This is a genomic window from Mycolicibacterium houstonense, from assembly GCF_900078665.2.
In the GTDB taxonomy this organism is placed as follows: Bacteria; Actinomycetota; Actinomycetes; order Mycobacteriales; family Mycobacteriaceae; genus Mycobacterium; species Mycobacterium houstonense.
This window is the reverse complement of the sequence record NZ_LT546207.1, coordinates 4,688,992-4,711,255: the sequence shown is the minus strand read 5'-3', so window position 1 is coordinate 4,711,255 and position 22,264 is coordinate 4,688,992. Positions and strand designations below refer to the sequence as shown.

The following is a 22,264-nucleotide window of genomic DNA, read 5'->3' as shown; positions in this document are numbered from 1 at the left end:
CGGCATCACCTCACCGTCCATCGCGCTACCCGTCGGTCGCGATCTCACCGTCGACGGCAATCCGGCCGACCTGTCCGAGATCAACTCGGTGTTCGCCCAGATCCCCGCCTTCGTCCGCCGCTGTATGGACGCCGGTGCCATCGACGAGGGCGATCCGGTGGCCGTCGCCGCCCAGATCTGGACCATGATGCACGGCTACGTCCTGGCCGAGATCATCGGCGTCTTCGGCACCGACGGCGGCGGCGTCGCCCGGGTGCTGGCGCCGCACATCACCAATCTGTTGGTCGGCCTCGGCGGCGACCGGGACCGCATCCTCCGGTCGTTCGAGCGGTTGGACCCACCCGCGACACCGCCACGTCCGAGCGCGCCCGCGGCGGCCACCGTGCGGCGCGGCCGTAGGAGCGGCAAACCCTAATCCGCTGCGCGCCTGACGAGTTCGTCGAACGCCGCCCGATCGTCGGCGTCCACCACCGGGAAACCGGCACCCGGTTCGCCCACCCAGTGCAATTCGATACCCGGATTGTGTACGTCAGAACCGTTGGGCAGGAGGAAGTGTGGGCTGCCCTGGACCTCCTCGACATGGTCGCGGTACCCGCGCATCATGTCGGCCCGCGCCGTCCCTTCCTCAAGATCGCGACGCAGGGTGTCCACGTCGACACCGGGGCAGCGGTCAGCCACGTCGAGGATCTCGTGCAGCAGGCAGATCGGCCTGCTGTCGGTGAAGAACGCGTGCCGTAGTGCCATGTCGAGCCGTTCGGCTGATTGCAGCGATTGCCGCTTGGCGGCGTGCACGGCCTCATTGGCCGGCAGCGAGGTGATGGGCCAGGTGGACGCGTCGCCCTGCCAGGGCTTCCACCCGAACTGGGGTGCCAGCGCGCCCACCACCGGGATCTCGCTGTCCAGGTAGCGCTTCGGGATCGGGAACTTGTTGACGTCCTCGAGCAGGAACAGCTGATGGTCCACCCGGACGGCGTCGGTCAGGCCGGCTTTCTCCCGCGCCTCGTAGAACCTGTGCAGCGCCACGGTCGACCACCCGCACACCACATCGGTGAATACCACCACAGTTCCCGGCCGCACATGAATCGTCATGCCGTTCGGGTTCCCACCGCGGTGGCTGCGAAACGCCTACGGCTTGAGCATGACCTTGACGGCGCCGTCCTGCTTCTTCTGAAAGATCTCGTAGGCATGCGGCGCCTCGCCGAGCGGCAGGACGTGGGTGGCGAACCCGTCGACCCCGAGCGGGTTGTCGTCACCGAGCAGCGGCAGGAGGTCGCCCACCCACTTCTTGACGTTGGCCTGCCCCATCCGCAACTGAATCTGCTTGTCGAACAACGTCAGCATCGGCAACGGGTCGGCCATGCCGCCGTAGACGCCGATCAGCGAGATGGTTCCGCCGCGGCGGACGATGTCGATGGCCGCATAGAACGCGTCGAGCCGGTCCAGACCTGCGTTCTGCATCAGCGGTTTGGCGATCGCGTCGGGCATCAGCGCGGTCATCTTCTGCAACGTGGAGGCCACCGGTGACCCGTGGGCCTCCATCCCGACGGCGTCGATCACCGAATCCGTGCCGCGGCCGGCAGTCATCGACCGCACGGCGTCGCCCACCGATTCGTCGAGCGAGTCCAGGTCGATGGTGGTGATGCCACGCTCTTCGGCTCGGGCCAGCCGTTCCCGGATGCGATCGACCGCGATCACGCGATAGCCGAGATGCGCGGCGATGCGGGCCGCCATGTCACCGATCGGCCCGAGGCCGAGCACCGTCACCGAGCCGCCGTCGGGAATCTCCGCGTACGCGACCGCCTGCCATGCGGTGGGTAGCACATCCGACAGATAGACGAATCGCGAATCCGGCGGTCCCTCCGGCACTTTGATGTGGGTGAACTGCGCCTGCGGCACCCGCAGGTACTCGGCCTGGCCGCCGGGGATCCGGCCGTACAGTTCCGAGTAGCCGAACAGGGCGGCGCCCATGCCGTGTTCGCGGACCTGGGTGTTCTCACACTGGGTGTAGAGCTCCTGATCGCACATGAAGCAGTGCCCACACGAAATCTGGAACGGGATGACCACTCGGTCACCCACGGACAGATTGGCGACGGCCGAGCCCACCTCCTGGACGATGCCCATCGGTTCGTGGCCGAGGATGTCGCCGGGATGCATGAAGGCGCCGAGCACCTCGTACAGGTGTAGATCGGAGCCACAGATATTGGTCGAGGTGACCTCGATGATCGCGTCGGTGGGCTCACGAATCTCAGGGTCGGGCACGGTGTCGACCCGCACGTCCCGCCGGCCGTGCCAGGTAACGGCTTTCACAAGTGCACTCCCATCGCTCGCGGTATCGCAGGTGGGGGCTACCCCGCCAGGCCGGTGCCAAACCGGCACCGACATGGCCGAGAATGGTCTGGTGGCGCAGAGCTGGGACGGGTTCGACCGGTTCGTCGGACTCCTCGACTATCCGATGGTCGTCGTGACCGCACGGGCCGAGGACGGGCCGGCGGGCTGCCTGGTCGGATTCACCACGCAGGCCAGCATCGATCCGCCCCGGTTCCTGGCCGCCATCTCGAAGAAGAACCACACCTATGCGGCGGCGGAATCGGCCACCCACCTCGGCGTGCACCTACTCGCCCGCGACGACCTGGCATTGGCCCGCTGGTTCGGCGGGCAGACCGGCGACGAGGTCGACAAGTTCGCCGAATGCCGTTGGCATGCCGGCCCGGCCGGGGTCCCGGTCCTCGAAGCCGCCCCGGCCTGGTTCGTCGGGGCCGTCCTCGACCGCTTCGATCTCGGTGATCACGTCGGCTACCTGCTGAATCCGGTCGCCGGCCAGGCACCCGACGAGCCGCGACCATGGGTGAGCCTCACCGACGTGGCCGACCTCAAACCCGGCCACGAGGCCTGAGGCTACCGCCAGGCGAACACCGGCTGTTCGAGTTCGTCGACGGGATCGGTGCGGCCCTCCAGGCCCAGCCAGCGCATCTGCAGCAGCACCGCACCGGTCGGCGCGTGAATCAGATCGTTGCCCAACGGAATCTGCACCACCGGGCGCGGGCTCTCGGGAATCGTGATGAACCGCGGCGAATCCGGCCGCTGCAATTGGTGCAGCCCCACCCGGTAGACCGCCACCACCTCATCGGGTGAGGGACGCAGATCCAACCGGCCGCCGCCCCAGATCACCACCGGGGTGATCACATATCCGGAGCGGGTCGGATAGTCGTCGAGCAAGCCCAGCACCGACGACTCCGGCAGGTTCACCCCTACCTCTTCGTCCAGTTCCCGCAACGCCGCCTCGACCGCGGATTCGCCCGGATCCAGCCTGCCGCCGGGCAAGGCCCACTGCGCGGCATGGGAGGACAGGCGAGATGTCCTGCGGCACAACAGAAACGCTGCACCGCCCGAAACATCAACCATGCGACCGTCCAGTCCAGGTTCTGGCATCGGCCGTCCCCCGATCCAATCGTCGACGGGTGCCGGGTCCACCCGGTCCTCGCCGAGTTCGGAGTCCACCACGACCACCGCCACGGCCGCGTGCCGCTTCGTCGGATCGGTCACCCGGCGGCGTTCGTGCGTTGCCAGGTTCGCCCCGATCTGTTGCCGCAGGGCTTCGTCATAGGCGATCGTCACCGCTCGACCATATGCGGGGCGCGGTGAACCGGACCGGTGAGGTCAGGACGTGGGCTGGTCGGGCTTGCGGGTCTGCTGGTACAGCACGAGCTTCCATCCGTCGGGAGTCCGGTGGTAGACGCTGGACATGGCGCCGACGAAGGCGGGCTCGTCGTCGTCCCGGTAGGCCGTGGCCTGATAGACCAGGGCGGCGTTGTCGTCGTCAGCGGTAACGAGGTGGACCCCGCTGAGCTCGTAGGCCCGCCACGGCGGGGATTGCGCGAGCGCGCTGACCACGGTGTTGCGGTCCATCACCATGCCGTTGGCGAGCACCATGACGGCGTCGGGCAGCATCACCTCGCCGTAGAAGTCGGCACCGCTCGACTCGCAGAGCGAGTCCCACCCGGCCCGTTCGATCTTCAGGAGTTCATCGAGCACTGGACTGGTCATCGTTATGCAATACCCGCTGGACAACGCCACCATGTCTGCGCACGGCTGTGAAAACAGTGGTAGAAGTGGTTACTGGGTACAGCGGTTCACATGGGACAGATCATTATCGAGGAGAGGCATGCCTGTCGGCGGGTGGACCCGGCGCACCGGCAGCCGGGTGGGCATGGCAGCGGTGGCTGCGGCCGCCGCGATGTGCCCGCTGCCCGCTCCCCCGGCCTCCGCCGCGCCGAAATGCCCGGACATCGAGGTCGTCTTCGCCCGGGGCACTGACGAGCCCGCGGGCATCGGGGCCGTCGGCCAGGCTTTCGTCGACACACTGCGCCCGATGGTCAAAGGGTCGACGATCGGTACCTACGCGGTGCAGTACCCGGCTTCGTGGGACTTCATGAAAGCCGCCGCCGGGGCCACCGACATGAGCAAGCGCATCCAGGCGACCGCGGCGCGGTGCCCCAAGACCAAGATCGTGATGGGCGGCTACTCGCAGGGCGCGGCAGTCGTCGACGTGGTGGCCACCTCACCGATCGCGGGCCTGGGCTACACGGCTCCCCTGCCCGCCGCGGTGGTGCCGCGCATCGCCTCAGTCGTCGTGTTCGGCAATCCCTCGGCGCGGCTCGGCCAGCCCCTGACCCGCATGAGCCCGGATTTCGGGGCCAGGACCGCCGACCTGTGCAACACCAACGACCCGATCTGCTCACTCGGGCGGGACTGGAACGCCCACGTCAGCTATCCGAAGTCGGGCCTGATCAAGCTTGCCGCCCAATGGGTCACGCGTCACGTCCAGCCGCCGCCTCCAGCGCCCGCTGCTCGACGCTGAGAACCGGAAAAAGTCGGTGGGTCCCGGGCAGACCCTTCAGCTCCACTTCGCGCGGAGCACCCAGCTCGAGATCGTCGAGGTGCCTGACGGCCTCCGCGACCGTCTCACTGACGAGGATCTCGCCACCATCGGCCTGCCCGGCCACCCGGGCCGCCATCGCTACGTCGAGCCCGAACAGGTCGTCGCCGCGGCGCACCGACGTGCCCATGTGCACACCGATCCGCACCCGGATCGACTGCCACCGCTGCGGGTTCTCGGCAAGGGCGCCCTGCACGTCCGTGGCGAACCGCACCGCGTTCTCCGGGTCGGCGAAGGCGATCATGAACCCGTCACCCTGCGTCTTGACCACGTGGCCGCCGTGCCGGTCCACCCGCGCCTGCACGAGCTTGTTGTGCTTCTCCAACAGCTTTACCCAGGCCCGGTCGCCCATCGCGGCGTTGCTCTCGGTCGACCCCTCGATGTCGGAGAACACGATGACCACCCGGCCGTCGGCGGTCAGCCGAGCCAGATCCGGTCGCTCCACCTGGGCCCACCCGGCCAGATCCTCGATTGAATTGCGCACCGTGGCGCCGAGCCCCTTGTTGATCAGCATGTCCGCGGTCTGAAACACCGTCTTGATCGCCAGTGGCGCCACCCCCCGACGACGTCTCCGGCGGCGGTCCTCGTCCTCGAGTTTCATGCGCTCGATCTCGCGCCGGGCATTCGTCAGCTGCCGCCGGCTCACGATGAACAGCACCAGGAACGTGACGAACGCCGCGAACAGCACGACGACCACCACCAGCAACACGAACTCAAGAGTGGTCGGCATCGGCACCCGCTGATTATCGGCCAGAGGACGGCGGCGCCACCCGCCCACATGTCACATTTCTTGCAGTGGCGGTGTCTTGAGGGGGTAATCACCATCGACTAGGAGTCACCATGGATGCTCGTTTGAATCTGTTCGAGAACCCGACCGCCGTCAAGATGCTCAAGTACGTCACCTCGGCCGGCAAGGTGATCAAGGATTCGGAGCTGCCCAAGGCCACACAGGAACTGGTGGCGCTGCGCGCCAGCCAGATCAACGGCTGCGGCTTCTGCACCGACATGCACACCAAAGACGCCGCGCTCGCCGGGGAGAGCCAGCAACGGCTCCACCTGGTCGCGGCGTGGCGGGAGGCCACGGTGTTCACCGAGGCCGAGCGTGCCGCGCTGGAACTGACCGAGCAGGGCACCCGGATCGCCGACGCGGCAGGCGGGGTGAGCGACGAGGTGTGGGCGAATGCGGTCAAGCACTACGACGAGAACCAACTGGCCGCGTTGGTGTGCCTGATCGCCTTCATGAACACCGTCAACCGCCTGAACGTGATCATCCAGCAGCCCGCGGGCGACTACCAGCCGGGACAGTTCGGGTAACCGCGCGCACCGGATCCCGGTCGGCGCACCAGCTGTGGCACCGACCGGGACGCCGGCGGTCCGGGCGAACTGGCACGCTGGTCATCAATATGACCACTCCCCTGCTCGACGATCCGAACGATCTCTCGGCACTGCAAGCCAAGGGCGGCGACGCCGACGCGCTGTTCACCGACTTCGCCGGCTGGGCCGAGGCCAATGGCACCACGCTGTACCCGGCGCAGGAGGAGGCGCTGATCGAACTGGTCAGCGGGGCGAACGTGATCCTCGCGACGCCGACCGGATCGGGCAAGTCGCTGGTGGCCACCGGGGCGATCTATGCGGCGCTCGCCGCGGACCGCGTCAGTTTCTATACCGCACCGATCAAGGCGTTGGTCAGCGAGAAGTTCTTCGCGCTGTGCGATGTGTTCGGGGCCGACAACGTCGGCATGCTCACCGGGGACGCGTCGGTGAACGCCGACGCGCCGATCATCGCCTGCACCGCCGAGATCCTGGCCAACCTGGCGCTGCGGGAGGGCGAGGACGCCGACATCGGCCTGGTGGTGATGGACGAGTTCCACTTCTACGGCGACCCCGACCGCGGCTGGGCGTGGCAGGTACCGCTGCTGGAACTGCCGAAGGCCCAGTTCCTGTTGATGTCGGCGACGCTGGGTGACGTGACGTTCCTGCGCAAGGATCTGACCCGGCGCACCGGCCGGGAGACGGCGCTGGTCACCGGCGCCGAACGGCCGGTTCCGTTGTTCTACTCGTATGCCACCACCGCGATGCACGAGACCATCGCCGACCTGCTCGAGACCAAGCAGGCACCGATCTACGTCGTGCACTTCACCCAGGCCTCCGCGCTGGAACGGGCGCAGGCGCTGATGAGCGTCAATGTCTGCACCAAGGAGGAGAAGGCCGCGATCGCCGAACACATTGGCAGCTTTCGTTTCTCGACGACATTCGGGTCGACGCTGTCGCGGCTGGTGCGGCACGGGATCGGCGTCCACCACGCCGGCATGCTGCCCAAGTACCGGCGCCTGGTGGAACAGTTGGCCCAGGCCGGCTTGCTAAAGGTGATCTGCGGCACCGACACCCTCGGCGTCGGCATCAACGTGCCGATCCGCACCGTGGTGTTCTCGGCGCTGTCCAAGTACGACGGCACCCGCATGCGGCTCCTGAACGCCCGCGAGTTCCACCAGATCGCCGGGCGGGCCGGCCGCGCCGGATACGACACCGTGGGCACCGTCGTGGTGCAGGCCCCCGACCACGAGGTGGAGAACCTCAAGCAGTTCGCGAAGGTGGCCGACGATCCGAAGAAGCGTCGGAAACTGGTGCGGCGCAAGGCCCCCGAGGGCATGGTGCCGTGGGGCGAGAACACCATGAACCGGCTGATCGACGCCGCACCCGAAGCACTGACCAGCAACATGCGGGTGTCGACGGCCATGATCCTCGATGTCGTGGACCGTCCCGGCGATCCGTTCGAGGCAATGCGCCGACTGCTCACCGACAACCACGAACCACGCAAGCGCCAGCTGAAGCACATCCGGGAGGCCGTCGGCATCGCCCGGTCCTTGTTACAGGCCGGCGTGGTGGAACGACTCGACGAACCCGAGGCCGATGGTCGCCGCTACCGGCTGACCGTGGACTTGCCGCCGGACTTCGCGCTCAACCAGCCCCTGTCCACCTTCGCGCTGGCCGCCGTCGACGTCCTCGACCCCGAGGCGGAAACCTATGCGCTGGACGTGGTTTCGGTGATCGAGGCCACCCTGGAAGATCCCCGCCAGATCCTGGCCGCCCAGCTCAACAAGGCCAGGGGCGAGGCGGTGGCGCAGATGAAGGCCGACGGGATCGAGTACGACGAACGCATCGAACTGCTCGACGAGATCACCTATCCCAAGCCGCTGGCCGAACTGCTGGAGCACACCTACGAGGTGTACCGGCAGACCAACCCGTGGGCGGCCGACGGGCACCTCTCCCCCAAGTCGGTGGTCCGCGAGATGTGGGAGCGGGCTCTGACGTTCCGTGAATACATCAGCCTTTACGGGCTGACCCGCTCCGAAGGAGCCGTGCTGCGCTACCTGTCGGATGCGTTCAAGGCGCTGCGCTCAGGTGTGCCCGCCACCGCCCGCACCGAGCAGCTGGCCGACATCGTCGAATGGCTGGGAGAACTGGTGCGCCAGGTGGATTCGAGCCTGCTCGACGAGTGGGAACAGCTCACCAGCCCCGATCAGCCGCACGATGTGCCGGTGGCCATGCCGGCCCGGCCGCGCCCGCTCACCGGCAACGAGCGGGCATTCACCGCGATGGTACGCAACGCGTTGTTCCGGCGGGTGGAGTTGTTCGCCCGGTCCCGCTGGGACGAGCTGGGCGCCCTGGATGCCGCATCCGGATGGACGGCGGATCGCTGGGCCGACGTCGGTGACGAGTACTTCGACGAGCACGCCGAGGTGCGCACCGGCGCCGACGCACGTGGGCCGGCGTTGCTGATCTTCGACCGGCAACCGCAGGTGTGGCGAGTACGACAGATCCTCGACGACCCTGCCGGAGATCACGATTGGGGATTCGACGTGGAGGTAGACCTGGCGGCCAGCGACGAGGAAGGGGCCGCGGTGCTCCGGATCATCGATGCCGGACGGATGGGCTGAGCGATTGCTAGACCCCATTTTATCGCGGCACCCTGGGCTTGCGGCAAGGCCCGGGTGATGGCGCACAATCGCTGGCCTGAGTACGCCACGGAGGAACAGGGAGCACGTGCCAGCTGACGATCACGACGTCGAAGTGCAGTCCGAACAGATCTATGTCGACGGGCTGTATACCCGCCTGGACGACGAGCGCATCCGGGTGCGCGACCGGTGCCGTGCCGCGCTGCGCGAGCACGGCGGCACCGCGGTAGAACGCGATGCCGAGGTGCGGGCCCTGGCCAAAGAGGCCCACCGGCTCGATGTGGCCGACAACGGCCTGTGCTTCGGGCGACTGGAAACCGTTGCCGGAGAACACCTCTACGTCGGACGCCTGGGCATCTTCGACCGCGAGAACGACTACGAACCGCTGCTGTTGGACTGGCGGGCCCCGCTGGCCCGGCCGTTCTACACCGCGACCGGCGCCAATCCGGAGAACATGCGCCGGCGGCGCCAGTTCCGCACGCTCGGCCGCAGGGTGCTCGATTTCACCGACGAGGTACTGGGCCGACCCACCGCAGGCGACGAGGGCGACGAGGACGCCGCCCTGCTGGCCGCGGTCAACGCCCCGCGCGGTGAGGGCATGCGCGACATCGTCGCCACGATCCAGGCCGAACAGGACGAGATCATCCGCAACGAGCACATCGGAGTGCTGGTGGTCGAGGGCGGCCCGGGGACCGGAAAGACCGTGGTGGCGTTGCACCGGGTGGCCTACCTGCTCTACACCCACCGCGAGCGGATCGAGCGTCACGGTGTGCTGGTCGTCGGCCCAAACGAGGCCTTCCTGAACCACATCGGCCGGGTGCTGCCCTCACTGGGCGAATCCGATGCGGTGTTCATGACACCCGGCGACCTGGTGCCCGGACTGCACGTCACCGCCGAGGACGCCCCCGAGGTCGCCGAGATCAAGGGCTCCCTGAAGATCCTCGACGTGCTGGCCGCCGCGGTGGCCGACCGGCAGGAGGTCCCTGACGAGCCGATCCTGATCGACCTGCCCGACGTCACCGTCCGCATCGACGCCGAGACCGCGCAGTGGGCCATCGAAGAGGCCCGCGAGACCGGGCTGCCACACAACGAGGCCCGGCCCACCTTCCGCGACATCGTCACCTACGTGCTCACCGAACGCGCTGTGGCTCGCATCGGCAAGGGCTGGCTGACCCGCAAGGACAAGGCGGCCTGGGAGGAGCTGCGGGCCAGCGTGGTCGGCGAGCTCGACGAGAACGAGGCGTTCGCCGCGGCACTCGACCGGTTGTGGCCGATCCTGACCCCGGAAACCCTGCTCGCCCCGCTGTACTCGTCACCCGACCGGTTGTCCGCGGCCGGTGCCGACCCCAGGCTGTTCCGCGCCGAGGGCGACGCCTGGACGGTCTCCGACGTGCCCCTGCTCGACGAGCTGGTCGACCTGCTGGGCCGAGACAAGGCGGGCGAAGAGGCCGCCGAACGGGAACGGCGTGAGGAGGCCGCCTACGCCGCCGGGGTGCTCGACCTGATGGTCGCCCGCGAGGATCTGATGGACGACGAGGATCACCTGCTGGCCGCCGACCTGATCGATGCCGAGGACCTGGCGGAGCGGTTCCTGGAACGCGACACCCGCGAACTGGCTGAACGTGCTGCGGCCGACCGGGATTGGACCTACGGTCATGTCGTGGTCGACGAAGCCCAGGAGCTGTCCGAGATGGACTGGCGGGTACTGATGCGTCGCTGCCCGCGCCGGTCCTTCACGGTGGTGGGCGACCTGGCCCAGCGGCGCTCGGCGGCCGGGGCGAGAACCTGGGACCGCATGCTCGAGCCGTATGTGCCCGGTCGCTGGATCTACCGCACGCTGTCGGTCAACTACCGCACCCCGGCCGAGATCATGACGGTGGCCGGTGCACTGCTGGCCGAGTTCGCCCCGGGGGTGACCCCGCCGGAATCCGTGCGGTCTTGCGGTGTCCAGCCGTGGTCGCGACAGCTGAGCATCGCCGAGATCCCGGCGGCAGTAGAGGAATTCGTGCGATCCGAGGCGACCCGCGAGGGCACCAGCGTGGTGATCGGCCCACCCGAGGTGCCCGGTGCGGTGGCTCCGTCGGAGACCAAGGGCCTGGAGTTCGACGCGGTGCTGGTGGTGGAACCCGACCGCATCCTGGCCGACGGCGACCGCGGCGCGGCCGAACTCTACGTCGCCCTGACCCGCGCGACGCAACGCCTCGGGGTGCTGCACACCGAGCCGCTGCCCGAGGCGCTGCGGGGACTGGCCCATGTCTGACACCACGTGCGCCATCGTGGGCGGCGGACCCGCCGGGATGATGCTCGGGCTGATTCTGGCCCGGTGCGGCGTGCCGGTGACCGTGCTGGAGAAGCACGCCGACTTCCTGCGTGATTTCCGCGGCGACACGGTGCATCCCAGCACCATGCGCATGCTCGACGAGCTCGGCCTGTTCGACGAGTTCCGCAAGACCGGATTCAGCAAGGTGGAGAAGGCCGAATTCCCGGTCGACGGAGAGCCCGTCACGTTGGTCGACTTCCGGCGGCTGCGTCAACCGCACCGGTACGTCGCGATGGTGCCGCAGTGGGATTTCCTGGATCTGCTGGCCGATGCCGGGCGCGAGGAGCCCAACTTCACCTTGCGTATGCGGGCCGGGGTGACCGGCCTGTTGCGCAGCGGCGGGCGGATCACCGGCGTGCGCTACACCAGTCCGGACGGCGACGGCGAACTGACCGCCGAGCTCACCGTGGCTTGCGACGGGCGCACCTCACTGGTCAGGCGCGACGCCGGGATGAGCACCCGGGACTACCCGGTTCCGTTCGACGTGTGGTGGTTCCGGTTGCCGCGCACCGACGACGGCCAGTACTCGTTGATCCCGCGCACCGCCCCGGGACGCGCCCTGATCATGATCCCGCGCAGCGGCTACTTCCAGGTCGCCTACCTGATCCCGAAGGGCAGCGACGCCGGGCTGCGGGCCCGCGGCTTCGATGAGTTCCGCGCCGAGCTCGCCGAGCTGATCCCCGAGGCAGACACCGCCGGCCTCACCTCATGGGACGACGTCAAACATCTCGACGTGCAGCTCAATCGGCTGACTCGGTGGTACCGAAGCGGCCTGCTGTGCATCGGCGATGCGGCACACGCGATGTCGCCGGTGGGCGGGGTCGGGATCAACGTGGCGATCCAGGACGCCGTCGCGGCCGCGCGCCTGCTGTACCGGCCGCTGCGCGGGCACCGGGTCACCGACTCGGACCTGGCCGCTGTGCAGCGCCGGCGCACCCTGCCCACCGTCGTCACCCAGGGCGTCCAGCGCATCTTGCATCGCCAGGTCATGCGGCCGGTGATGGCCGGTGCCCAGGTGGCCCCTCCGGGCGCCCTGGTGACCATCGTGCGAAAGTTCCCACAGCTCACCGCGATCCCCGCCTACCTGGTGGGCACCGGGGTCCGGCCGGAACGCGTGCCCGAGCCGGCCCGCCGATAGGTGCGGCGTGGCAGGCAAACAGAATCCCGACCAGCGCCGGCGCGAATTGTGCGATGCGGCAATAGCTCTGCTGGCCCGCGAGGGCATCAAGGGCGTCACCCACCTGAAGGTCGACCGCAAGGCGGCGCTCCCGGACGGGACCACGTCGTTCTACTTCCGCACCAGCGCGGCGTTGATCCGGGCCGCGGCCAACCGAATCGCCGATCTCGACCTCGCCGACCTCACCGCAGCCACCAGGTCGCACACGCGCTGCGACGGCCCGTCGGCGGCGGCAGGCCTGGCCCGGCTCGTCATCCGGTCCGGCACGGGAGCCCGCCTGGCCCGCAGCAAGGCCCGCTACGAGCTGGTGATGCCCTCGAGCCGGGATGCCGGACTCGCCGAGGCATTCAGCCACAATCAGGAGCGCTTCCTCGAACTGCACCGCGACGTGGTGGCCGAACTCTGCCCCGCCGGCACCGACCAGGACCTGATCGACGAAAAAGCCTACGTATTGATGACCTTCATCAGCGGGCTGATGCTCGCCCTGGCCCGCGGCGACCGCACGATCGACTCCGACGCGCAGCTGCTCGGCATCATCACGACGATGGTGACCGCGGCCCCGGCCGCCTCACATCGCGAACGAGTAACCGCCGTTGACCGGTAGCGTCTGGCCGGTGATCCAGGAGCCGTGGTCACTGGCCAACAGCACGGTCAGATGGGCGACGTCCTCGGGCAGGCCGGGCCTGCGGATCGGGTAGCGCGACAGGATCGCCTTGGCCTGCGGCGAATCGGCCATCTCGGCCCACAGCGGCTCGGTGAGCGGTGTCCGCATGGTGCCGAGCGCGATGTTGTTGGCGGTGATGCCGTAGCGACCGTTCTCCAGCGCGATCGACCGGGTCAGCCCCGCGGCACCGGCCTTGGCCGCCGCGTACACGGCACCACTGGCATCCCCCGTCCGACCGGCGTCGGACACGATCGTGACGATCCGGCCCCATTGCCGCTCCACCATCGACGGCAGGGCGGCCCTCGTGCAGTGCAGCACGCCATACAGATTCACCTGGAGGAACGGATCCCAGTCGGCCGGTGCGGTCTCGGCGAACGGCATCCGGGCGGCGAATCCCTCGGCCCCGGCGTTGCCCGCGTTGTTGATCAGGATCTCGACGGGCTCCGCGCCGGCGACCGCCTGGGTGGTGGCGTCGTAATCGGTGACATCGAACGGTACCGCCTCCGCATCTGCGCCCGCAGAACGCAATTCAGCGACGACTGCCTCGGCCCGATCCGCCCGCAGGTCGTTGACCAGCACTGTGGCCCCGGCCGCTGCGAAGGCATCGGCAAGACCTCGGCCCACACCCTGACCGGCACCGGTGATCAGCACCCGCCGGCCGGACAGATCGAATTCCAGTGCCATGGTCGGTAGGCCTCCTCGCGGTCCGCGGTTTCGGACAACGTAGCCCACGTCTCTACGTCAGTAGAGACTCGAGGTCGGGAAGGTTCGGCTTCTCATGGCTTGACGGCTCGCGCATGTCGTTGTTGTTCGCGCTTTCCGTACGTTGCGCTGCGCACCGCGTAGTCGCTCTCGAAACTCGAACCCAGTGCGCCCGCGAAGGTGCCCAGCGAGCTTGCCAGCCACGCCAACTCGGCGTAATCACGCCAGGACGCGGGGTGACCGAGCGTGGAGGCCAGGAATCCGGACGGGATGATCGTCAGTGCGCCCAGCAGGACCACCAGGAACAGCAACACGTACATGAACGCGACGCCGGCACCCAGTGTCAGCAGCGTCGCACCGTTGTACAAGGTGGCGTTCTTGCGCTGAGTCTGATTGCCGGGCAGCTCCCACAGGCCGTTGTAGAGGATCAACCACAGCATCATGGCCAGAACCGCGATGATGCTGGTGGCCGCCAATCGGACGGCACTCATGGAGTCCGCCATCCGCCAAATGCTGGAGTAGAAGACACCGAACGCGGCCGCTGCGACCGCCGCCGCGATCGCACTGGACAGTGAGGGCAGCAACCGCCACGGCCGGTTCACCCGGACCATGCCGAGCATGAGCCGCAGCCGCCCCCGGACCCGGGTCAACTCCAGAAAGGCGTTTCGCCCGTCGTCATCATCGGTGACCTCGGCTCGGGTCGGATGCCACGGGCCACCGGCCGGCTGGGTCGGCGGGGAATGGCGGGACAAGACCTGTAACACCCGGACGACGGCCTGGCCGACCCGATGACGTAACCGGGCCGGGCCCAGTGCGGGCAGGGAGATCAGTGCGGCATCGTGCGAGATGTTGGTGTCCGACACCACCAGCGTCTCTCCCCGTCGACGGGTGGCCTCGGTCACGCAGACCAGCAGGTCCCAATGCCGTTGGGATTTCAACTCATCGGCGTGCTTCCACACCGCGACATTTCCCGCCTCGTCCAGCGGCAACGCCTGGCTACAGGTCTCGACGACCCACCGGATGTCGGAACGGACATCTTTGGCCAGTGCCGCGGGCAATCTCGGGCTCAGCGCCTCGACGATCTTGGTGGACAGCCCCGGATCGGCGACCAGCCCTACCGTGACCTCCATCTCAGCGGATGGCCTGCTCACTCTGCTCCTCCTCCGGGGGAGGCGTGGGCAGGCCGAGCCGGTCCTGAATGCGGTCTATCTTGGCTTCGATCCGTTCCATGTCATCGGCGTCGACCTTGAATATCCAGTGCTTGGCGCCGAGCAACAAGATGGCCTGGAAGATCAGCTGTAACCACTCGCTCTGCCAGTTCTCGAATGTGCTGGCAAAGAAGTCGCTCCAGTACTCCGACCACAGGAACGGCTGGCCATGTGCGGCCTGCTCGGCATGGAAGGTCTGAAGTTGAGTGACGAACTGTCCGATCCACGACCCGATGAACAACACCAGCAGTACGTATACCGCGCCCCATCGACGAACATGCCGCATCATGACTCCTTTGTCCGTGCCGATCAGAGTTGTTGTGGTGTCCGGCTTTTGATCCGTAGTCGCGGGTTGCCGTCCTTCCGTTGTCCGCAAAAAGCGCAGCTAGCTCGATCCGTTACTGATACCCGCGGTGTGATCGACCGAAACCGCGGCCAAGGGGGTTCCGACGCACGGTGGCCTAAGCTGAAAACCCGTCCTTGAGGAGGTATTCGATGCCCGACCACGACGTGCGGATGATCATCTTGTCGACCGACGATCTCGATGAGTCGATCCGCTTCTACAGCGAGACGCTGGGCATGCCACTGAAGTTCCGCGACGGCGCGCACTTCGCCGCACTCGACGGTGGATCGCTGACTCTCGCCCTGGCCACCTCGGTGGATCATCCGATTCCCGGCCAGGTGGTGGTCGGCATCAAGACCGCCGATGTGGACGCCGCGGCCAAGGCCATCGAAGCCAGCGGCGGCGGAATCATCAAGCACCCGTACGACGACGCCCATGAGCGACGCGCCGTTGTCTACGACAACAAGGGCAACGGGCTGGTGTTCTACAGTCCGTTGGCGCGTTAAACCGCGGCTGCCAAAAGGGTTTCGGCAAGCCGCGCCGCGGCCGGCGTCATCCGCTCGACCCGCGGTGCGGCCAGATACACCTGCCACACCGCCGGGTCCAGCAGTGGCACCGCACGCAGATCGAATCGGCGAGCCTCGGATTCCGGCATGAACGACGTGCCCAGTCCGTTGCCGACCAATTCCGCGATAGCGGCGAATCCCGCCGGAACCTCGTACTGCGTCTGCGGCTCTACTCCGGCACGGTGAAACGCCGTGTCGATCAGGCGGCGTAACCCGAACTCGGGTGGGAAACCGACGAGATCCTCACCGGCCAGGTCGGCGAGGTCGAGGCGGCGGCGACGCGCCAGGGCATGATCGTCGCGGCAGACGAAGACCATCGGCTCCTCGAACAGCAAGGTGAGATCGAGTTGGGCCGGGAAGCGGTTGGGCATCGACACCAGCGCCAGGTCCAGCGAGCCCTCCAGCAGTGCGGACAGGTAAGCCGACGCCCCGGACTGGCTGAGCCGCAGCCGCAACCGGACGAACGGATGAGCGCGGTGGAAATCGCCGAGGGCGCGGGCGACGTCGACCGGACCGTAGGAGATCAACGAACCGAATTCGACTGTGCCCATCAGTGATCCGCGGAACTGCCCGGCCGATTCGGCGGCCGCACGCGCCGCATGCAGCATCTCATAGGCGTGTGGCCGGAAGGCCTCCCCCGCGGCGGTGAGGCTGATGCGCTGACGCGACCGGTCGAACAGTTCCACACCGAGTTCGCGTTCCAGCTTCGCGATCGACGTCGACAACGCCGATTGCACGACATGGGCCCGCTCGGCGGCCCGGGTGAAGCTCATCTCGCCGGCGACCGCGATGAAGTGTTCGATCTGTCGTAACTCCACCGTGCCAGCCTATCTATCGCGTCGATGACCTTCATCAGATTCAATCGTTGGACTCGATGCGCACAAACGACTGAGATGGACACCGACGGCCCGCGAGAAGGAGCAGCGACGGTGAACGGTTTGAGCAGAAGGAATTTCGGATTCCTCACGGTGGCCGCCGCCGGAGCGGCGACGTTGGCCGCCTGCGGCACGTCGTCCACCCCTACCCCGGCCCCGTCGCCGACCGCGCCGCCCAGGCCGTCGCACACCCTGAACCCGGTCAAGCAGATCGACGCCGGTGACCTCGACGTCGGCTACACCGAGGCCGGCCCGGCCGACGGGCAACCGGTGATCCTGCTGCACGGCTGGCCCTACGACATCCACAGCTACGCCGACGCCTCGGCGCTGCTGGCCGAGCGGGGCTTCCGCGTCATCGTGCCGTACCTGCGCGGCTTCGGCTCGACACGGTTCCGATCGGCCGACACCGTGCGCAACGGTCAGCAGGCCGCACTGGCCCGGGACGTCATCGCACTGATGAACGCGCTGAACATTCCCAGCGCAATCATCGGCGGATACGACTGGGGCGGGCGCACCGCCAACAACGTGGCAGCGCTGTGGCCGCAGCGCTGCGCCGGGCTGGTCGCCGTCAGCGGCTACATCACCGTCAACCTGGCCGCCAACCTGAAACCGCTGGCACCGGAGGCCGAGTTGGGTTGGTGGTACCAGTACTACTTCGCCACGCCGCGCGGTGAACTCGGCTACCGCGAGAACACCAAGGAGTTCAACCGGCTGATCTGGACCAAGGCCTCACCACTGTGGGACTTTGACGATGCCACCTACGACCTGTCCGCCGCGTCGTTCGACAATCCCGACCACGTCGCGATCGTGGTGCACAACTACCGGTGGCGGCTCAGCCTGGCCCCCGGCGAAGCCCGCTACGACGCCGATGAGGCGCGGCTGGCCGGCAAGCCGAAGGTCACCGTGCCGACCATCACGATCGGATCGGACTTCGACGGCGCGGCCAAGGACGGCGCCGGCTACCGCGCGCTCTACACCGGGCCCTACGAACACCGGGTGCTGACCGGCATCGGACACAACGTGCCGCAAGGAGCGCCGGAACAGTTCGTCGCCGCCGTCGCCGACGTCAGTCGCATGGGTGGCCGCCGCTGAGCGGCGTGGCGTTCAGGGGTACGGCCGGCCGGTCAGCTCCTGGATCGTGCGGATCTCGCCATCCCGATATGGCCGGCCGTCGGCGTGAAACAGGTCATGGAACCACAGCCGCGGCGGGCTCCGGTAGGGACGATCCCAGGAGTCCCAGGGCAGATAGGTCTGGGTCTTACCCGCGACCAGACCCCAGGTGTAGGCCCCGACGTTGTGCCGCTTGGCGACCGGGAGCACGCCCTCGATCGTGCTGCCCTCACCGCGCGCCAGGTACTCGGTGCACAGGATCGGGCGTCCCATCGGCGCCAACTCGCCGATCCTGGCCTCGAACCCCGCCGGATCGTCATAACTGTGAAAGGTCACCACGTCCGAGTGGTCGAGCTGGATGTTCGCCATCGCGCTGCGTTGCCGCGGGTCGGCCCACGGTCCGTCCCAGACGCCGCTGGTCAGCGGTTGCACGGGATTGACCGAGCGGGCCCAGCCGAACACCTGCGGCAGCAGGCCTTCGATGAGTTTGATTTTGTCCTGCCGCTCCACCTCGCGATAGGTGGCTGCGGGATTGTCCGGTTCGTTCCATAGGTCCCACCCCAGCACCCGGTCGTCGTGTCGGAACTGTCCGATCACGCCGACGACGTACTCGCGCAGGATGCGCCGGTATCGGCTGCTGTCCAGGTTCTGGGCACCCGGGCTCTGGACCCATGCCGAGTTGTGAATCCCGGGCTGGGGCCGGCGCTGGCGTCCCAGCCGGGGGAACGGGTCCCAGCAGGAGTCGAACAGCACGAACAGCGGCTTGATGCCGTGGCTGGACGCCAGGGCGACGAACTGTGCCAGCCGGTTGAGGAACCCCACGTGATCCTGCGCCCAAAGCTGGTCGTGCAGGAACACCCGCACCGTGTTCAGCCCGGCCAGCCGGGCGATGCGAAGCTCGCGGTCGATGCGCTGCGGGTCGTACGTGGCCGGCTGGAACATCTCCAGCTGGTTGACCGCGTTGGACGGGATGAAGTTGGCGCCGACCAGCCAACCCTGCGCGGCGTACCAGCGGTGCGCCCGCTCGGGTGACCAGCGGGCCCTCGGCCCGTCGGCCTGCGCGGTCGCCCGCGGTGTCCTGCCCAGCGCGGCCGCCACGGTCATCACCAGCGGAAGCTTGAACGCCGCCCGGCGGGCCATCCGGGCATCGGCAACTTGCCTGACCTGCTGCATCGAATTACCAATCAACCTGGCTTCCTTATGGTTTCGTCTCCAACATCGGCAACTGTCGGGTACCCGGCCCTCCGCCCAGCCACTCGTGGTGTACCCGACACGGGCTCGGGTTGCACTGCCCGGCACTCTGATTTCGGGTGCCCGACGAGGGGTACCTGACCACGGTGAGCGACCACATTGCCGACCCACGGGGCACCCGGACACCCTACGGGCGCGCGCCGTCGTCACCGGATCGCGGCCGGTGAACGAGGTGGCGCGAGCCGGCTGAATTCCGGCACGATCACGCGATGGAAGTGCGCGACTACGAATTCGCCCCAGGCCGGATGATCCGCATCATGAGCGATTACAGCAGCACCCCGTTGTGGGCCGAAGGTTGTATCGACACGGACAGTGTCGGACTTTCCGCGGACCTCGTGACCCGACTAGACGCGTGGCAGCAGCTGTTCGATGAGCACTTCCATTGGGAGCGCGGCTGGGACACCGCAGACGCCGCGACCCAATACGCCGCAGAGGGGCATGCACTGCTAGAGCTGGTTAGTGCGCAATTGCCCGGCTACATCGTGGAGTTGCACCTGTGGCCGACAGAGGGAGGGACACACAGCGCGGGCGGCTGGATCCCGGGCTGGCAGCCCTGCTGCGACGACAACTCTGCTGACTAACTAACCGACCGCGCCATCACATACGCAAGCCATAGCTGCCACGAAATAGCAAGCTAGCCAAGACCAAGCGCTTCCATCACGATGATGAGTGGAACTCGTGTCGACTTGCGGCGCAGTGCGCGGCGCACCCATGGACGCGGCGATTGCTCGGCGACAACGTCCCACTCGTCCCACTGAACCCGCACGTACGCCAAGCCCAACCAGACGAAGATCACCGCCGTAAACGCGCCTGCTACGACCCAACCCACCGGCTCATTCTGCCAGCGCAGCAAAAAATCGGCCCTTACGCTGGGCGGTCTCAGTTACGGCCACCATTCAGGAATCTGTGGGGCAGGCCATGGATGCTGCCCGGGCTGTGTTTCTGCTGCTACGGGATGCTGGGCCGCGTCAACGCTGCGACGAAGGCCGCGGGTTCGGCGAGGCTGAGGTACAGGGCACGAAACGATCCACCGGATAGGACTGCCAGTGGGACCCGCCCCGGCGAGGCTGGCTCGGTGAAGGTGATTTTCACGATGCCGTCCCGTGAACCGTTGACCAGCCAACCGTCGGTGGCTTGGTGGACACCCCAGGAGCTGGGTCGTTGTTTGATGGCGTCCACCGTTTGGATCTTGTCGAGTGAGACCTGGAATCGGAAGGCCCAGCCATGCCGGACGATGAGCCGCCCGTCGGCGACGCGGATTGTCGTCCACAGCGGTCCCAGCCCCATGAGGCTGGCAAAGGGCCGGTACCACCTGTCGTAGCGCAGAGCGAAGTCCATGCAACGCATCCTTGCAGTTGAGGCGCGCCTCGCTCTCGATCGACGTGCGTCAAACAAATGCGGTTTGCGTGCATCAATACGGCAATGCCGGACTGGCATAGCGTGTGAGCGCGATTCGCAGTCACCCACATCGACGCGGCAACGCCGACTCTCAGATTCGTGATCAATCGACTCCCGAATTGGCCGTCAAAGCCACTTCAGGCGCCTGGTCGGCGTTGACTCTGGGTGGGATGGCCACGTTTGTCATCGACGCGCCGGCGACTATCAAACTGGCCTCTGGTGCAACGACGATTCCGCCGCAGCATAGCTTGACCGCTCCCACACTGATGCGTTCGCAAGCCCTGGCGCTGGTCTACGAATCGGTGCGCCGCGGCGAGTTCGGGGAACGGGTCGGCCGGAAGGTTTCTCAATGAGATCCGCGGGCTGCGAATTCGGCGCCTCGGCGACCGATCGATGCAGGATCACGCATGGCTAATAGCGGCCAAGTTGAACTGGTCGGACACATACCACGCTGAATACATCGCGCTGACCCAACTGCAAGCAGATGCGCTGGCCACCGCAGATACGAAACTTGCCACCGCAGCACGTGCATTCGTCAAGACCGCGTCTATTGACGATATCCTCAGGCCATAGATCGAGGAGTACGTCAGTGCCGGCGCTTTCGGTTTGAGGCGCCCGGGCCAGGCGTTGCCTGCCGGGGCGACTCTTGAACTCGTGATCACTCGGGCAACCCCAATGACACCCGAATTGGCAGTCGAAACCATTCGATTCCCTAGAATCGAGAAAGGTGCAACCGAACACGAATAGCGACACGGCCGATCGCATTTGACGTGCCTCTGATGTGATACTGCGGATTTTCAGATGTCGTCGATGCGGTCGGCCAGGTCGAGGATGAGTTGGTTGTATTTGTGGCCGAAGTCGCGGGGCAGGTCAAGCATTTGGTTGGGTTCGCCGCTAAGGGCGACGGTTCGCAGTCCGGCGTCGAGGTATTCGAGGGTGGGGTGGTTGGCGAGCACGGCGAATGCCTCGGGCTGCAGAGTTTTACTGTCGACGGCGAGGTAACGCAGGTTGGGTGCGGCAGCCACAGGGGTGAGGTCTTCGAGTCCTTTGAGTTCGTCGATCCTGACAGAGACCAGGTCGGTGAGCGCGCTGAGGTCAGGGAAGGCACTGACGGGCATGTGGTCCAAAGTCAGCTGCACCAGCCGGGTGCATTCCGAGATCGGGTTCAAGTCATTGACTTTGGTGTATCCCATGCCGAAGATCTGCAGGTTGGGGAAGGTTGGTAGGGCTGACAGGTCGTCGATGCGGCCGTACTCCAAAGTCAAAGCGCCTAGGTGGTGAGCCCCACCGAGGAAATCCAGGTTGTCGCGTTTGACGCTGCGCAGCGCTACTGACCGCAGGTTAGGCAAGCTGGCGAGCACATCCAGTTGATGGGAGTGCCCGGCGACGATAAATACTCTGAGTTCGGTGAGCTGGCTGAGCACGTCCAGTGAGCGGCGTTTGTCCTCGCCGAGAAGAATCAATGAGCGCAATTGGGGAACGTGGCGCAGCCCGTCCATCGATTCTGGGGCGGCACCTTCGATCCACAGCTTTCTCAGGTGCCCGAACGGAGCCAGGAATTCCAGGTTCCACGGTTGTTTCTTCTTCAAGAATCTGACTTTGAGCTCCAGGTGGGGGTGTGGGCGCATGTAGTCGGCCAGCAGTTCCCATTCCTCGGCCCGAGGGCGACGTCGACCGTAATCGGCATTGACCACAACGGTTTCCAGCGGTGGGCCGACTGGGGGCAGGTCATCGGCGGTGATCGGGGCTTCCAACACC

Annotated in this window: 25 protein-coding genes; 12 read left to right on the top strand and 13 right to left on the bottom strand. The window is 66.9% G+C overall.

The window, feature by feature from the left end; translation table 11 throughout:
- Positions 1–415 (top strand): TetR-like C-terminal domain-containing protein (locus tag BN4332_RS23605; RefSeq protein ID WP_200820341.1); only part of this gene is annotated, 415 nt, incomplete at its 5' end.
- Here BN4332_RS23605 and BN4332_RS23600 read toward each other — a convergent pair.
- Positions 412–1,089, bottom strand: a complete 678-nt coding sequence (locus BN4332_RS23600) for a DsbA family oxidoreductase (RefSeq protein WP_200820340.1) — start codon at positions 1,087–1,089, stop codon at positions 412–414. The genes BN4332_RS23605 and BN4332_RS23600 overlap by 4 nt on opposite strands.
- A gap of 36 nt (positions 1,090–1,125) precedes the next feature.
- Positions 1,126–2,307, bottom strand: a complete 1,182-nt coding sequence (locus tag BN4332_RS23595) for a zinc-dependent alcohol dehydrogenase (protein ID WP_066901916.1) — start codon at positions 2,305–2,307, stop codon at positions 1,126–1,128.
- Positions 2,308–2,380: 73 nt separating this feature from the next.
- Here BN4332_RS23595 and BN4332_RS23590 point away from each other — a divergent pair, with 73 nt between their 5' ends.
- On the top strand, positions 2,381–2,893 hold the full coding sequence (locus BN4332_RS23590; RefSeq protein WP_066901915.1) for a flavin reductase family protein: 513 nt from the start codon (positions 2,381–2,383) through the stop codon (positions 2,891–2,893).
- Between the two features lie 2 nt (positions 2,894–2,895).
- Here BN4332_RS23590 and BN4332_RS23585 read toward each other — a convergent pair whose 3' ends face one another.
- A complete protein-coding gene (locus tag BN4332_RS23585; protein WP_066901914.1) occupies positions 2,896–3,615 on the bottom strand; it encodes an NUDIX hydrolase in 720 nt (239 codons plus the stop codon).
- Between the two features lie 42 nt (positions 3,616–3,657).
- Positions 3,658–4,044, bottom strand: coding sequence for a nuclear transport factor 2 family protein (locus tag BN4332_RS23580; protein WP_066901913.1), 387 nt, complete (start codon positions 4,042–4,044; stop codon positions 3,658–3,660).
- A gap of 118 nt (positions 4,045–4,162) precedes the next feature.
- On the opposite strand from BN4332_RS23580, the gene BN4332_RS23575 reads away from it, so the two are divergent.
- A complete protein-coding gene (locus BN4332_RS23575) occupies positions 4,163–4,858 on the top strand; it encodes a cutinase family protein (protein ID WP_066901912.1) in 696 nt (231 codons plus the stop codon).
- On the opposite strand, the gene BN4332_RS23570 is transcribed toward BN4332_RS23575, so the two are convergent.
- Positions 4,809–5,666, bottom strand: coding sequence for an adenylate/guanylate cyclase domain-containing protein (locus tag BN4332_RS23570; RefSeq protein ID WP_200820437.1), 858 nt, complete (start codon positions 5,664–5,666; stop codon positions 4,809–4,811). The two genes, BN4332_RS23575 and BN4332_RS23570, sit on opposite strands and share 50 nt — an antisense overlap.
- 110 nt (positions 5,667–5,776) lie before the next feature.
- On the opposite strand from BN4332_RS23570, the gene BN4332_RS23565 reads away from it, so the two are divergent.
- The 5 genes from BN4332_RS23565 (at position 5,777) to BN4332_RS23545 (ending at position 12,993) form a co-directional block, all read left to right on the top strand.
- Positions 5,777–6,250, top strand: a complete 474-nt coding sequence (locus BN4332_RS23565) for a carboxymuconolactone decarboxylase family protein (protein ID WP_066901911.1) — start codon at positions 5,777–5,779, stop codon at positions 6,248–6,250.
- 89 nt (positions 6,251–6,339) lie between these two features.
- On the top strand, positions 6,340–8,874 hold the full coding sequence (locus BN4332_RS23560; protein WP_066901910.1) for a DEAD/DEAH box helicase: 2,535 nt from the start codon (positions 6,340–6,342) through the stop codon (positions 8,872–8,874).
- Between the two features lie 106 nt (positions 8,875–8,980).
- Positions 8,981–11,152 (top strand): RNA polymerase recycling motor ATPase HelR, encoded by a 2,172-nt coding sequence (gene helR / locus BN4332_RS23555; RefSeq protein WP_096866977.1) that lies wholly within the window; start codon positions 8,981–8,983, stop codon positions 11,150–11,152.
- Positions 11,145–12,350: an FAD-dependent oxidoreductase gene (locus BN4332_RS23550; RefSeq protein ID WP_066901909.1), complete on the top strand. Its 1,206-nt coding sequence runs from the start codon at positions 11,145–11,147 to the stop codon at positions 12,348–12,350. Before helR ends, BN4332_RS23550 begins: the two co-directional genes overlap by 8 nt.
- 7 nt (positions 12,351–12,357) lie before the next feature.
- Positions 12,358–12,993, top strand: coding sequence for a TetR/AcrR family transcriptional regulator (locus BN4332_RS23545; RefSeq protein WP_066901908.1), 636 nt, complete (start codon positions 12,358–12,360; stop codon positions 12,991–12,993).
- Here the strand turns inward: BN4332_RS23545 and BN4332_RS23540 are convergent.
- From BN4332_RS23540 to BN4332_RS23530, 3 genes are all read right to left on the bottom strand, one after another.
- On the bottom strand, positions 12,958–13,737 hold the full coding sequence (locus BN4332_RS23540) for an SDR family NAD(P)-dependent oxidoreductase (RefSeq protein WP_066901907.1): 780 nt from the start codon (positions 13,735–13,737) through the stop codon (positions 12,958–12,960). The two genes, BN4332_RS23545 and BN4332_RS23540, sit on opposite strands and share 36 nt — an antisense overlap.
- Before the next feature lie 92 nt (positions 13,738–13,829).
- Positions 13,830–14,906 (bottom strand): hypothetical protein, encoded by a 1,077-nt coding sequence (locus BN4332_RS23535; protein WP_235654184.1) that lies wholly within the window; start codon positions 14,904–14,906, stop codon positions 13,830–13,832.
- Positions 14,887–15,249 (bottom strand): DUF6766 family protein, encoded by a 363-nt coding sequence (locus BN4332_RS23530; RefSeq protein ID WP_066901921.1) that lies wholly within the window; start codon positions 15,247–15,249, stop codon positions 14,887–14,889. Before BN4332_RS23530 ends, BN4332_RS23535 begins: the two co-directional genes overlap by 20 nt.
- A gap of 209 nt (positions 15,250–15,458) precedes the next feature.
- On the opposite strand from BN4332_RS23530, the gene BN4332_RS23525 reads away from it, so the two are divergent.
- Complete coding sequence (locus tag BN4332_RS23525; protein WP_066901905.1) at positions 15,459–15,812, top strand: VOC family protein; 354 nt, start codon at positions 15,459–15,461, stop codon at positions 15,810–15,812.
- Here BN4332_RS23525 and BN4332_RS23520 read toward each other — a convergent pair.
- The gene (locus BN4332_RS23520; protein ID WP_066901904.1) at positions 15,809–16,690 is read right to left on the bottom strand and encodes a LysR family transcriptional regulator; all 882 of its coding nucleotides are present in this window, start codon (positions 16,688–16,690) and stop codon (positions 15,809–15,811) included. The two genes, BN4332_RS23525 and BN4332_RS23520, sit on opposite strands and share 4 nt — an antisense overlap.
- A 75-nt stretch (positions 16,691–16,765) precedes the next feature.
- Between BN4332_RS23520 and BN4332_RS23515 the strand changes: the two genes are divergently transcribed.
- The gene (locus BN4332_RS23515; RefSeq protein ID WP_066901903.1) at positions 16,766–17,839 is read left to right on the top strand and encodes an alpha/beta fold hydrolase; all 1,074 of its coding nucleotides are present in this window, start codon (positions 16,766–16,768) and stop codon (positions 17,837–17,839) included.
- 12 nt (positions 17,840–17,851) lie between these two features.
- Here the strand turns inward: BN4332_RS23515 and BN4332_RS23510 are convergent, their stop codons facing one another.
- Entirely contained in the window at positions 17,852–18,997 is a 1,146-nt protein-coding gene (locus tag BN4332_RS23510) for a glycoside hydrolase 5 family protein (RefSeq protein ID WP_066901902.1), read from the bottom strand.
- 320 nt (positions 18,998–19,317) lie between these two features.
- Between BN4332_RS23510 and BN4332_RS23505 the strand changes: the two genes are divergently transcribed.
- Complete coding sequence (locus BN4332_RS23505; protein ID WP_066901901.1) at positions 19,318–19,689, top strand: immunity protein CdiI family protein; 372 nt, start codon at positions 19,318–19,320, stop codon at positions 19,687–19,689.
- Between the two features lie 53 nt (positions 19,690–19,742).
- Here BN4332_RS23505 and BN4332_RS23500 read toward each other — a convergent pair whose 3' ends face one another.
- Both BN4332_RS23500 and BN4332_RS23495 read right to left on the bottom strand, forming a co-directional pair.
- Entirely contained in the window at positions 19,743–19,937 is a 195-nt protein-coding gene (locus BN4332_RS23500; RefSeq protein WP_066901900.1) for a hypothetical protein, read from the bottom strand.
- Positions 19,938–20,056: 119 nt separating this feature from the next.
- Positions 20,057–20,446: a hypothetical protein gene (locus BN4332_RS23495; RefSeq protein WP_066901899.1), complete on the bottom strand. Its 390-nt coding sequence runs from the start codon at positions 20,444–20,446 to the stop codon at positions 20,057–20,059.
- A gap of 230 nt (positions 20,447–20,676) precedes the next feature.
- On the opposite strand from BN4332_RS23495, the gene BN4332_RS34620 reads away from it, so the two are divergent.
- A complete protein-coding gene (locus BN4332_RS34620) occupies positions 20,677–20,859 on the top strand; it encodes a hypothetical protein (protein ID WP_235654183.1) in 183 nt (60 codons plus the stop codon).
- A 444-nt stretch (positions 20,860–21,303) separates the two neighbouring features.
- Here the strand turns inward: BN4332_RS34620 and BN4332_RS23485 are convergent, their stop codons facing one another.
- A complete protein-coding gene (locus BN4332_RS23485; RefSeq protein ID WP_160110919.1) occupies positions 21,304–22,260 on the bottom strand; it encodes a leucine-rich repeat domain-containing protein in 957 nt (318 codons plus the stop codon).
- Between the last annotated feature and the right edge of the window lie 4 nt (positions 22,261–22,264).